Annotated in this window: 11 protein-coding genes; 5 read left to right on the top strand and 6 right to left on the bottom strand. The window is 60.6% G+C overall.

Features of this window, described 5'->3' with window-relative positions:
* Window positions 1–289 precede the first annotated feature (289 nt).
* The 3 genes from HMPREF2743_RS10020 to HMPREF2743_RS10010 are packed head-to-tail and all read right to left on the bottom strand — an operon-like array spanning window position 290 to window position 2,447.
* Window positions 290–1,276 (bottom strand): hypothetical protein, encoded by a 987-nt coding sequence (locus HMPREF2743_RS10020; protein ID WP_070818744.1) that lies wholly within the window; start codon window positions 1,274–1,276, stop codon window positions 290–292.
* Window positions 1,276–2,076, bottom strand: a complete 801-nt coding sequence (locus HMPREF2743_RS10015; RefSeq protein ID WP_070525625.1) for an ATP-binding cassette domain-containing protein — start codon at window positions 2,074–2,076, stop codon at window positions 1,276–1,278. The genes HMPREF2743_RS10020 and HMPREF2743_RS10015 overlap by 1 nt, the downstream gene beginning before the upstream one ends.
* Window positions 2,073–2,447, bottom strand: a complete 375-nt coding sequence (locus HMPREF2743_RS10010; RefSeq protein WP_070745177.1) for a GntR family transcriptional regulator — start codon at window positions 2,445–2,447, stop codon at window positions 2,073–2,075. The genes HMPREF2743_RS10015 and HMPREF2743_RS10010 overlap by 4 nt, the downstream gene beginning before the upstream one ends.
* Window positions 2,448–2,673: 226 nt before the next feature.
* On the opposite strand from HMPREF2743_RS10010, the gene HMPREF2743_RS10005 reads away from it, so the two are divergent.
* The gene (locus tag HMPREF2743_RS10005; protein ID WP_070525629.1) at window positions 2,674–3,912 is read left to right on the top strand and encodes an NYN domain-containing protein; all 1,239 of its coding nucleotides are present in this window, start codon (window positions 2,674–2,676) and stop codon (window positions 3,910–3,912) included.
* A gap of 107 nt (window positions 3,913–4,019) precedes the next feature.
* Here HMPREF2743_RS10005 and HMPREF2743_RS10000 read toward each other — a convergent pair whose 3' ends face one another.
* Together HMPREF2743_RS10000 and trxA are read right to left on the bottom strand one after the other, a co-directional pair.
* Window positions 4,020–4,835 (bottom strand): PspA/IM30 family protein, encoded by an 816-nt coding sequence (locus HMPREF2743_RS10000; protein WP_070525631.1) that lies wholly within the window; start codon window positions 4,833–4,835, stop codon window positions 4,020–4,022.
* 158 nt (window positions 4,836–4,993) lie between these two features.
* Window positions 4,994–5,359, bottom strand: a complete 366-nt coding sequence (gene trxA / locus HMPREF2743_RS09995) for a thioredoxin (protein WP_010187883.1) — start codon at window positions 5,357–5,359, stop codon at window positions 4,994–4,996.
* Window positions 5,360–5,506: 147 nt separating this feature from the next.
* On the opposite strand from trxA, the gene HMPREF2743_RS09990 reads away from it, so the two are divergent.
* Genes HMPREF2743_RS09990 through HMPREF2743_RS09975 form a run of 4 tightly spaced genes read left to right on the top strand, consistent with a single transcriptional unit; the run spans window position 5,507 to window position 9,723 of the window.
* Complete coding sequence (locus tag HMPREF2743_RS09990) at window positions 5,507–5,707, top strand: heavy-metal-associated domain-containing protein (RefSeq protein WP_070745180.1); 201 nt, start codon at window positions 5,507–5,509, stop codon at window positions 5,705–5,707.
* A 5-nt stretch (window positions 5,708–5,712) separates the two neighbouring features.
* Entirely contained in the window at window positions 5,713–7,884 is a 2,172-nt protein-coding gene (locus HMPREF2743_RS09985; protein WP_070525633.1) for a heavy metal translocating P-type ATPase, read from the top strand.
* Between the two features lie 11 nt (window positions 7,885–7,895).
* Window positions 7,896–9,230, top strand: a complete 1,335-nt coding sequence (locus HMPREF2743_RS09980) for an MFS transporter (RefSeq protein ID WP_070525635.1) — start codon at window positions 7,896–7,898, stop codon at window positions 9,228–9,230.
* 28 nt (window positions 9,231–9,258) lie between these two features.
* Complete coding sequence (locus HMPREF2743_RS09975; RefSeq protein ID WP_070525649.1) at window positions 9,259–9,723, top strand: VanZ family protein; 465 nt, start codon at window positions 9,259–9,261, stop codon at window positions 9,721–9,723.
* A 1-nt stretch (window position 9,724) separates the two neighbouring features.
* Here the strand turns inward: HMPREF2743_RS09975 and dnaB are convergent, their stop codons facing one another.
* Window positions 9,725–11,149, bottom strand: a complete 1,425-nt coding sequence (gene dnaB / locus HMPREF2743_RS09970) for a replicative DNA helicase (RefSeq protein ID WP_010187892.1) — start codon at window positions 11,147–11,149, stop codon at window positions 9,725–9,727.
* Window positions 11,150–11,512: the final 363 nt, after the last annotated feature.

Here is an 11,512-nt window from a genome sequence, read left to right as displayed (position 1 = left end):
AAAGTACATTGGCACACTATTGAGTTCTCAGACATCGTCACCACACAGTCATACGGACCGCCTTGAGCGAAACGCAGTACTGCGAGTAAAGAAAATATTTGTTGTCAGGGCCTGTTTTCCTACCGCCACTCTCCAAGAACCTCAGTTCCTGTGGGGCGCTGTCGGTCGCGCTGACTCATATAAAGTTACACACGGCCTCGAGGAAACACAAATTTGCACGTCATCGTAGGTTTTCAGGCGCCTAAAGGTGCGCTTAAACGCACCTTCAAGGTCGCTCTGCGGACAGCACCTAGCGCATCCCGAACCAGCCCATAAGCCCCGGCGCAAATACGTTTGCTTTCTGCGCCATCCGTGGGAGCACTCCCGCCCATACCAAGTAGAGAACACCCATCCCAGCCAGCGCCCACCACACAGAGATCTCAGAGTTAAGCAGCCACGCAAGCAACACGGCAGCAATGGCTCCGGCTGTGGCCGCCGTATAGGGCCATGTCTCTTTATCGGTGATCGCGAAGCTCACTAGAACAGCAACCACTGCAAGGGGAACGATGGTGAATCCGGCGAGGTTTCCAGTCCACAAAAGCATCACCACATCAGTGACAGCTCCCAGGCCCACCGGAATGGCGGTGCACAACAATGTCACTTTGGACCAGGTTGCACGCGGCACGCCAAAGGCCACTGCATCTTTGAGTGAGCTGCGGATTGAATCAGCAACTAGTGGCAGGACAATCAACGTAACAATGGCACCCACGATGCCCACGCCGGTATCCCACAGCTTGCTCACCACGATGTTTATCGCCGTTGCGATGGCTATACCGAATGCAGTCCACATCCACGCGCGAGCTTGAGGGCGCAACACAATCTGGGAGACCGGGGACGCTGAGAACCAGCCCGTCGAAGAATCACCATCGCTGCCTACAACGAGGGAGCTAGTGGTCAGTCGTGATGGCTCGACGCGTTTCGTCATGCACGCCACCCACATGAGCGCCGGCGCTATGAGGACCCACCACGGGAAAGCCCAGGGTGCGCTGACCAGAATGAGCACAAGCGTCAGGGTGGCATTGATGCGCCGGTGTCCGTTCCATACACGGGTACTGAGGCCAAAGGTCAGATAACGCGTGAAGTCAGGCTGCGAAAGGTAAACCATAAGGACCATAAAGAGTGAGTAACCAATGGCCCACTCGTGCCCGCGGCCCATTCCCAGCACCGGAAGGATGACAATCCACAAAGCGTAGAAGAAGCTGTTCCAGCTCAGCGCCATATGCCTATAGAGCTTCATCACGCCTCCCCCAATGCCAGCACTGCCTGCTCGAGGGATACCTCGGTGGCACGCAGCCCCATTTCCTGGGCCATGTCGAAGACGTTGGCGGTGTGGTTGGGGCGGGCGTCGACAAGTGCGCGGTCCGCCACGGCGGAGCTTTCGCGCTCAAGCACCGGGAGCTGCAGGCGCCCCAGCGCGCGATCGAGGGTTTCGGCAGAGCCAGTGAGCTGGACGACGCCTTCGATGAACTCATCGATGGGGCCGGACAGCGGGTTCTCCCCCATCAGCGCCACGGTATCGAGCAAACCAGACAGTTCGTTGAGGTGATGGGTGGAGACAACAATGGTGCGACCATGCTCTTCACGCAAGACGTCATAGAACACCTCCCGCTTGGCGGCGTCGAGGCCGAGATAGGGCTCGTCGAGAAGCATGTACGGCACCCCCGAGGCCACCGCAACGATGAAGCTCGCCGCCGATTTCTGACCACGGGAAAGACCCGAGTAGTTCTTCATCGGAAGCTCGAAGCGCTCGACCAGCTCCTCAGCGCGCGCTGCGCTCCACGTGGGCCAACGCAGACTTGCCACGGTGAAGACCTTCTTCACGTTCCAACCTTCAGGCAGTGGGTTATCTATGCCCATGAGGACAACCTTGTTGAGGACTTTTTCATTGTCATAGGGCTTGTCACCGTCGACCTTGACGCCAGAGCCATTCAGCTGGCCAGCAATCTTACGCAGCAAAGTGGTCTTGCCAATGCCGTTGGGGCCAACGAGGCCATGCGTGAGGCCGTCGTCGAAGGTGAAGTGCGGGGTAGAAATCATGAGTAGAGTCCTCGACTTTCTGCGACAAGGTCGATGAGGTCATGGAGTTGCTTGCGGGTATAGCCCAGGTGCACGGCTTCGTCAATAAGCGGTGCGGCGTATTCAGCCGCAAAGTCTTGGCGACGCCGCGCCCGGATAAGGCCTGCGGCACCAGAGGTGACGAACATGCCGATACCTCGGCGTTTTTCGAGGATTCCGAGATCCACGAGGAGGGTCAGGCCCTTGCGGGCGGTGGCGGGGTTGATGCTGTGGAAGGCTGCGAGCTCATTCGTGGACGGCGCCTGGGCACCCTCAGCAAGGGTGCCCTCAATGATGGCGTCCTCGATGAGCACCGCTATCTGACGGAAGAGCGGCTGCGCGGAGTTATCCATGCAGTCCCCTTAGCTGGTTGGTTACTCATGTAGCTAACCATATAACCAGCCCCATGACCGCCGCAAGCCCTCCGACTAACACCTTCATTACCTGGGAATTCCCTCAAGGTTATCGACGTTTTGTGACTAATGGGGCACACTGGAATACACCGGCCCTAGGCTGGAAGACCTCACAGAAGTGACCTAAGAAAATTAGTTAGAAGAAATAGAACGGAATTTAGGAGCCATGCTTGAACGAACACTTGTCTTCGTCGACACGTCATATCTACTCGCCAGTTTCTATAACTCGTGGGAAACGGGTGCCCGAGCCCAGCTAGAGATTGATTTACCCGAAGTAGTCAGCTCCCTTGGTTCCATGATTGAGAACCAGGTTGGAAACCGCATTCACCGCCAATACTGGTACGACGGAATCCCCGACACCGGGCCCCACCGCTACCAGCGAGCGTTGCGCGTCTGCGATGGCGTGCAACTGCGCACCGGCCAACTCATCGAATGGGGCGAGCGCCGCACCCAAAAAGCGGTGGATACTCGCCTTGTCGCTGACATGATCGTCTCCGCCATGAAGGGCCAAGTCACGGACTTTGTTTTGGTCTCCGGCGATGCCGACATGATCCCCGGCGTTCAGGAGGCCGTCAATAACGGCGTGCGCGTGCACCTCTACGGCTTCGGCTGGGATTCAATGTCTTCCGCTCTGCGCCATGCGTGTGATTCCACCACAATCCTTGATCCGCGCGAGGACTTCGCCGATGCAATGGAGCTCGAGGTTCTCGAAGGCCCGCTGCCGCCGACCATTCGCGAACCCCACAATTCCGAGGACGGCAGCGAGGAAGTGAGCGATGCCGCTAGCGAACTCGCGCCGGAATGCGACGAACCTACCGAGGCGCAAGCCGCCTTCCCCTCCGCGCCAAAGCCTGGGCCTGCAACACCTTCCGCCGCAGCGCAAGACGTGGCTGCCACCGCCTCGCACCCGGAGTCGGCTGCACCGAGCGCCCCCACCGACGAAGAAGAGCCCGCCCCCTGCGGCGAACAAACCACAAAGCCCAGCGCCGCGGATCAGAAGCCCACGGACTCAGAAGAGGAAACGGGCACCGAAGCCCCGAAGCCTGCTCCCAAGCCTGCAGCGCCAAAGCCGTCGATGATGGCGCCGCGCCGCAAGCTGCGCTCGAAGTACGTTCCGCTCCCCGAAGAAGTGTGGAGCTCCGCCGGCTTCCAGTCCCCCTTTGACGTGGGGCAGCAATATGCCTCGTGGTGGTTCGACAACGCCGCGAGCGCCGATCAGCGCGACCAGGCCCACCTGCTCTCGGGCGGTGGCCTGCCACCGGAGATCGATCGCCCACTGCTGCAGTTCGCCTGTGAAACGCTGCACGAGTACACGCTCACCGAAACCCAGCGCGTCAACCTGCGCGATGGCTTTCATTCGGGCATCCGCGGCGTGCTCATCAATATCCGCCGCCAAGATAGCTAAAACACCACAGGGACCTTTGAGAGCATAAGGTGCTGAAACACCCAGACCGCGCTATGCGGCCCACTCTCAAAGGTCCCTTTTCTATACGGTGATGTGCTCCGCGGTGGCTACTGCTTACCCTCGGCGGTGTCCGATTCGGAACCAGCACCAGCTTCGGTGCCGGCCTCAAGCGCTTGGTCGCCAGCGAAGGGAGAACCTTCGATCTCCTTATTCTTGGCCATCTCGGCGCGAATCTCGTCCAAGCGGGACGCGGCGGCCATATCGTGGCCCGCGGCCGAAATCTCCTGAATCCGGCTGCCGCCAGCTGCCTGGTGCAGCTCCTGAGCGCCGAGAGCATCGGCGTAGCGCTTCTCAATCTTGGCGCGTACCGAATCCAGCGTCGGCGTGGAATCATCGGGCTTGAGCTCGTTCATAGAGTCCAAGGCCTGAGCGTTCTTCTCCTGCATCGCTGCCTGATCTGCCTGGGACAGCAACTGGTCCACCTGTGCGAGCTGCTCCTTAAGGCGGGCCTCCGACTGCTGCTGCTGGGCCTTCGCCTGCTCGGCAGCTTGGGTAGCCGCCTCGTGCTGGGACTTCAGATTGGCCAACTCATTCTCTACGGCTACCAGCTGGCTCGCCACGACCTCCGCCGCTTGGTTGTACTCGGCGGCCTTCTGCGGATCCTCAGAAGCATCTGCCAGCTCCAACGCCCGGCGGGTCTGGTCTTGATAGTCCTTCTGGGTCTTCACCAGACGGTTGAGCTGCATTTCCAGCTGGGTTTTGCGTCCAATAATCTCCGCCGCATGTTCGGAAATCTGGCGATGTTGCTCCTTCGCACCTTCCACGGCCTGCTGGATCTGAACCTTGGGGTCAGCGTTCTCGTCGATCTTCTGATCGAAAGAAGCCATCACATACTTCCAGCCTTTGCTAAATGGATTTGCCATCGCACTCACTCCTTAGTGGTTCCTGCAAGAGTATTTAATGCAGCTCTTATTAGTGCCCTATATAAAAAGACGCTTTCCTGCGAGTGTAGCGATACTCACAGGAAAGCGCGCGCGGCGGACCTACCTGAGCCCTCCGCACCAAGGAGAATTCTTCGGGACTATTCCGCCTTCTGGCTCTCCACCTGGGCGCGGACCTCGTCCATGTCGAGGGCCTTAACCTGGCCAATGAGATCCTCCAAAGCTGCCGGCGGCAGGGCGCCAGCCTCACGGAAGACCAGGATGCCATCGCGGAAAACCATCAAGGTAGGGATGGACTGAATCTGCAGCTTCGCGGATAGCTCCTGGTTGGCTTCGGTGTCCAACTTGGCAAACGTAGCATCGGGGTGCTCTTCAGATGCCTTCTCAAATACTGGGCCGAAGCGCTTGCACGGACCACACCATTCCGCCCAAGCATCGACGAGCGTGATGCCGTCGCCGGAGATGGTCTCCTGGAACGTGTCCTCAGTGATGTCAATCGTTGCCATGTTTCTTCCTATCTGTTTCGGGGAAATTTGTAGCTTCTTTCCTCCACCAACGGTACACAAGGCTCGATTATTCCTTGCATATATACCCCAGGGGGGTATACGCTCAACAGTGGAATTACCCACTAGCTAAGGAGACTGATTCAGACCATGAGCACCACCACCTACACCGTTAACGGCATGACCTGCGGCCACTGCGAGCTCTCCGTGAAGGAAGAAATCTCGGAGATCAAGGGCGTCACCGACGTCACCGCTGACCACACCACCGGCGCCGTCACCGTGACTGGTGAGGGCTTTAGCGATGACCAGGTCGCCGCCGCCATCACCGAAGTCGGCTACGAGTTGGCCTAAGCATCATGACCACCAGCCTCACTCTCGGTATCACCGGGATGACCTGCACCTCCTGCTCATCCCGGGTGGAACGCAAGCTCAACAAGCTCGATAACGTTGAAGCCACGGTCAACTTCGCCACGGAATCTGCCTCCGTAAGCTATGACCCAGCGACGACGACCCCCGCCGATCTCATCGACGTCGTCGAAGGCGCCGGCTATGGAGCCTTCACGGTGGACGATGAGGGGGAGGCGTCGGCAAGCACGGCGGACACCGCCCGCGAGGGTGAGGCTTCCGACATCTTGCAGCGCACGCTCGTCTCTGCGGCGCTCTCGCTGCCCGTGATGCTCCTCTCCATGGTCCCGGCCCTCCAATTCCAGAACTGGCAATGGGCGTGCCTGGTACTCACAACGCTCGTCTACGTTATCGGAGGCGCGCCCTTCCACCGCGCCACGTGGGCCAACCTGAAGCACGGCGCCACCACGATGGACACGCTCATCACGTTGGGCACCACCGCCGCCTTTGGCTGGTCGCTCTACGCGCTCTTCTTCGGCAACGCCGGCATGCCCGGCATGACCATGCACATGACGCTGCGCTCCAATGACGCGCAGATGGACCACATTTACCTCGAATCAGTGGGGATGGTCATTACGTTCCTGCTGCTTGGGCGCTGGTTTGAGCTCAAAGCAAAGGGCCGCTCCTCCGAGGCGCTCACTACGCTGCTCACCATGGGCGCTAAAGAGGCCACGGTGCTGCGCGGCAATACCGAAACCCGCATACCCATCGGCGACCTTCACGAGGGCGACATTTTTGTGGTTCGCCCCGGTGAGAAGATCGCCACCGATGGCGTGGTCCTCACCGGCCATTCAGCCGTGGACGAATCCCTGCTCACCGGCGAATCGTTACCGGTTGAGGTTTCACCCGGCAGCACGGTGACGGGCGCAACCATCAACGCCTCCGGGCGGCTTGAGGTGCGCGCCACCCGCGTCGGCTCCGACACCGTCCTTGCCCAGATGGGCGCACTCGTCACCGCAGCACAGACCTCGAAGGCCCCGGTGCAGCGCCTCGCCGACCGCATCGCCGCTGTCTTTGTTCCCATCGTCATCGGCATCGCTATCCTCGCGCTCGTGGTTCACCTGTGGGTCGGCGGAGTTGCCCCGGCCTTCGTGGCCGCCGTCTCCGTCCTCATCATCGCCTGCCCATGCGCTATGGGCTTAGCGACGCCCACCGCAATCCTCGTGGGCACCGGGCGCGGCGCCGAACTGGGAATCCTCATCAAGGGTCCGGAGATTTTGGAATCGACGCGCCGAATCGACACCATCGTGCTGGACAAGACTGGCACCATCACCGAAGGCCAGATGTCGGTGGGAGCAGTCCAACCTACGGCAGGACGCACGCAGCAGGAAGTTCTCCGTCTCGCGGCCGGCGCGGAACAGGGTTCCGAGCACCCCATCGCACGAGCCATCCGCACAGCCTACGACGATGAGCTCCCCGCAGCCGAGGGCTTCCACGAGCTTCCCGGCCAGGGAATCGAGGCAAGAATAGAGGGCTCCCGGGTGCGGGTGGGCCGGCCGCCTGCGGGCTATGACGGCACCGGGACGCAGGTGGGCGTCTACGTGGAAGATGACCTGGTGGGAACCATCGAGCTACAGGATCGCATCAAGGAATCCTCCGCCGCCGCCATCGCCGCAATGCAAAAGCTAGGGCTTACCCCGCATCTACTCACCGGGGACAATGCCGGCGCGGCGCATGCAGTGGCGCGGGCCGTTGGCATTGATGAGGCAGCCGTGACAGCGGAGGTCATGCCCGCAGACAAGGTAGAGACTATCGCTCGGCTGCAGGAACAGGGGCGGACCGTGGCCATGGTGGGCGATGGCGTCAACGACGCCGCGGCGCTCGCGCAGGCGGACCTCGGAATTGCGATGGGCGCGGGAGCCGACGTTGCCATCGAAGCTTCCGATATCACGGTGATGAACAACGACCTGCGCTCCGTCGCCGAGGCGGTGCGCCTGGCGCGTAGCACCCTGCACATCATCAAGGGAAACCTATTTTGGGCCTTCGCCTATAATATTATTCTTCTTCCTGTGGCAGCGTTCGGGCTGCTCAACCCCCTGTTAGCGGGGTTGGCAATGGCCCTGAGCTCAGTATTTGTGGTGACCAATTCTTTGCGGCTGAAAAGCTTTACCCCCGGGGAGTAAGCTTAGCCTGCATGAATCGTCTTGATCATCGCTCTATCTCACGCACGGAGAGGCTCGACCGCCTTCCCGTCACTGGAAAACACAAACGTCTCCTCTTCGGCTCCGGCATCGGCTGGGCGCTCGATGCCATGGACGTGGGCCTCATCTCCTTCATCATGGCTGCTCTAGCCGTGCACTGGGGCATCACACCGACCCAATCCTCCTGGCTGGCGTCCGTGGGCTTCATCGGCATGGCCTTGGGTGCCACCTTCGGCGGCCTCTTGGCCGATAAGTTCGGCCGCCGCCACATCTTTGCGCTAACCCTACTGGTCTATGGCCTCGCAACGGGCGCCTCCGCACTGGCAACCGGCTTGGTTGTGCTCATCATCCTGCGCTTCTTCATCGGACTTGGCCTCGGCGCCGAGCTGCCGGTGGCCTCCACGCTGATCTCCGAGTTCGCTCCGCTCAAGGTCCGTGGGCGCATGGTGGTCTTGCTGGAGGCCTTCTGGGCAGTGGGGTGGATCCTCGCTGCGGTAATTGGAACGTTCATCGTGGGGGCGTCGGAAAGCGGCTGGCGCTGGGCCCTGGCACTTGGCATGGTACCCGCGCTCTACGCCCTCTATGTACGCCTCCACCTGCCCGAATCAGTACGCTTCCTGGAATCGAAGGGCCGCCACGAGGAAGCAGAAGAAATCGTTGCTTCGTTTGAGGCAGAGGTGGATGAGGCGGACATCGACCGCACGACCCCGGCACCGACCTACTCCGAGGAAGATGTCACCGCCACCAGCATCTGGTCGAAATCCCTGCGCGGGCGCACGCTGGCGCTGTGGACCATCTGGTTCTGCGTCAACCTGTCTTATTACGGCGCCTTCATTTGGATTCCGTCGCTGCTTGTCGCAGACGGTTTCTCCCTGGTGAAGTCCTTCAGCTTCACACTGATTATCACCCTGGCCCAACTGCCCGGCTACGCCGCAGCGGCCTGGCTCATCGAGATCTGGGGACGCCGCTCTACCCTGGCGACCTTCCTCGTGGGCTCCGCCCTGTCCGCCGGATTCTTCGGCTTCGCCAGCTCTGAAGCAACGATCATTCTGGCCGGTTGCCTGCTCTCCTTCTTCAACCTGGGCGCGTGGGGTGCGCTGTACGCCATCGGCCCGGAGCTCTACCCCACCGCACTGCGCGGGCGCGGTACCGGCGCTGCCGCGGGCTTCGGCCGACTCGCCTCCATCCTGGCACCGCTTATCGTTCCGCCGCTCATCGCGGTGGCGGGCACGGGCTGGCTCTTCGTCCTTTTCGCCGCCGCCTTCGGCATCGCCGCTGTGGCGGCACTGACCCTGCCAGAGTTCAAGGGTCGGACCCTTGCTCAATAGGGTCGCCCTTGGCGCGTGGGTCGCGGTCATGGTCGCGCTCACCACGCTCAAGCCCTTCTACCAAATCGGCTACCTCTGGAAGCCGGAGAACCAGCGGGTTCGCGACCTGCGCTTGGTGCCACTTGATGAGTTCTCCGGCGGCACCTGGTTTGGCCCGCTTTTTGAGTATGCGGGCAATACCGCCTTCTTCATTCCTTTTGGCATGCTCGTATTCAGCATGTGCCGGTCAGTCAAGGCAACGGCGGCCTGGGGCTTCGCGCTGAGCCTGGCACTGGAAACGGCCCAGTATGCCTTCGCGCTCGGGCGCACTGATATTGATGACCTCATCTTCAATACCCTGGGTGCGCTCATCGGCGCGGGGTTTGCCCGTCTCTGTGGCGAGCGCTTCTTCCCAATGTGGCGGTGGCTGGCGCTCGCCGCGGCTGCGGTCTTCCTGATCTTGGTCATCCTCGGACCACGGTTGGGCGACCCCAACGCCGTCGTGGACCTTTAATTTAACCGTGCGCCATGTTGACGAACTTCGAGTAGTGCAGCTGGTGCGCCACCTTCACCGTGTCAATCGGGCCGCCACGGTGCTTAGCCAAAATGATGTCTGCTTCACCAGCACGGGGATCATCGCGGTCTTGTGAGTCCGGGCGGTAGAGCAGCATAACCATATCGGCGTCCTGCTCAAGCGAGCCGGACTCACGCAGATCCGCCAGTTGCGGCTTCTTATCGGTACGGGATTCTGGGCCACGGTTCAGCTGCGAAATCGCAATGAGGGGAACCTCTAGCTCCTTGGCCAGCAACTTGAGCTGGCGCGAGAATTCTGAGACCTCTTGCTGGCGGGACTCCACCTTCTTGCCCGAAGACATCAGCTGCATATAGTCCAGCACGATGAGGTCGAGCCCGTGCTGCTGCTTCAGACGGCGGGCCTTCGAGCGGATTTCCATCATGGTGAGGTTCGGGGAATCATCGATGAACAGGGGCGCATCCTGGATGCGGTTGAGGGTGTCATCGATCTTGGCCCAATCCTCCGTGGACACGCGGCCACCGCGCATATCCGACAGCTTCACTTCCGCCTCCGCCGACAACAGGCGCATGACGATCTCTGAGGCAGACATCTCCAAGGAGAAAACCACGGAGGTCTTGTTGTGCTGCAGGGAGGCCGAGCGCATGAAGTCCATGGCCAGCGTGGACTTACCCACGCCGGGGCGGGCGGCGACGATAATCATCTGGCCGGCGCGCAGGCCATTGGTCAGGTTATCGAGGTCGATGAACCCTGTGGGCACGCCGGACTCCACACCGTTTTGTTGCAGTGCAGCGAGCTCATCAATGGTGGGATCAATGAGGTCACTTAAGGCCCGGTAGTCCTCGGTGGTCTTCTTCTGCGCCACTGCGAAAACTTCCTGCTGGGCGCGATCCAGCACGGACTCGATCTCCATGTCTTCGGAGCCTTGGAAGCCGAGCTGGACGACTCTTGTTCCGGCGTCCACCAGCTTGCGCAGAACCGCCTTTTCCGCGACGATCTCCGCGTAATAGCGAGCGTTGGCGGCAGTCGGCACCGTGGCCAGCAGGGTGTGCAGGTAGGGCGCACCACCGACGCGCTCGAGATTGTTATAGCGATCGAGACGGGCCGCCACGATCACCGCATCAATATCGGTGCCCGCTGCATAAAGGTCGATCATGGCCTGGTAGATGAGCGTGTGCGCAGGGTAGTAGAAATCCTCCGGCTCTAGTTCCTCAATGACCTCCATGACCGTGTTCGGGCTCAGGAGCATGGCGCCGAGAACGCCTTGCTCTGCCTCACGGTCCGCGGGCGGCTGGCGGAATTCGCCGTAGCGCTTGGGCTCCTCCTGCCGGTAAGAGCGGCGGGGCTCCTCCTCTACCGGCTCCGGGGGTGGTGGAACCTGGTCATCATCAAAACTGGCATTAGTCATTGCTCATTAATCCCACCGTTCATTAATCCCACCCTGGCCGTGTGCCTGAAGTTCTCACTTTTCTCCGCACCGGACGGCCAGGCTTCGATGCAGTGCCAAGCGGCAACCGCGCGTAGTACACAACAGTCTAGCCGAGGGTCAAGACACTACCCCTTGGGCATAACTTTCACAGTTATCCACAGAGACCTGTGGAATTACCAGGTCAGCACGAACACGTTATACAAAGCCAGTGGTCAGGACTGTGGATAACTCCCCAAGCCTGTGACCTGCACATATTGTTTTCCCAGCTCAAAACAGGTTTTTCGTGGTGTGAAAATCCGCACAAAACCGGTGGAAAAGTAGGCCCCTCAACTGGAAATCGCC

The organism is Corynebacterium sp. HMSC036D02 (genome assembly GCF_001836165.1).
In the GTDB taxonomy this organism is placed as follows: Bacteria; Actinomycetota; Actinomycetes; order Mycobacteriales; family Mycobacteriaceae; genus Corynebacterium.
This window is presented reverse-complemented; position numbering and strand designations above follow the sequence as displayed.

Coding starts and splice junctions, on each gene's coding strand:
- HMPREF2743_RS10020 (WP_070818744.1), bottom strand. CDS start 1,276: ATGAAGCTCTATAGGCATATGGCGCTGAGCTGGAACAGCTTCTTCTAC.
- HMPREF2743_RS10015 (WP_070525625.1), bottom strand. CDS start 2,076: ATGATTTCTACCCCGCACTTCACCTTCGACGACGGCCTCACGCATGGC.
- HMPREF2743_RS10010 (WP_070745177.1), bottom strand. CDS start 2,447: ATGGATAACTCCGCGCAGCCGCTCTTCCGTCAGATAGCGGTGCTCATC.
- HMPREF2743_RS10005 (WP_070525629.1), top strand. CDS start 2,674: ATGCTTGAACGAACACTTGTCTTCGTCGACACGTCATATCTACTCGCC.
- HMPREF2743_RS10000 (WP_070525631.1), bottom strand. CDS start 4,835: ATGGCAAATCCATTTAGCAAAGGCTGGAAGTATGTGATGGCTTCTTTC.
- trxA (WP_010187883.1), bottom strand. CDS start 5,359: ATGGCAACGATTGACATCACTGAGGACACGTTCCAGGAGACCATCTCC.
- HMPREF2743_RS09990 (WP_070745180.1), top strand. CDS start 5,507: ATGAGCACCACCACCTACACCGTTAACGGCATGACCTGCGGCCACTGC.
- HMPREF2743_RS09985 (WP_070525633.1), top strand. CDS start 5,713: ATGACCACCAGCCTCACTCTCGGTATCACCGGGATGACCTGCACCTCC.
- HMPREF2743_RS09980 (WP_070525635.1), top strand. CDS start 7,896: ATGAATCGTCTTGATCATCGCTCTATCTCACGCACGGAGAGGCTCGAC.
- HMPREF2743_RS09975 (WP_070525649.1), top strand. CDS start 9,259: ATGGTCGCGCTCACCACGCTCAAGCCCTTCTACCAAATCGGCTACCTC.
- dnaB (WP_010187892.1), bottom strand. CDS start 11,149: ATGACTAATGCCAGTTTTGATGATGACCAGGTTCCACCACCCCCGGAG.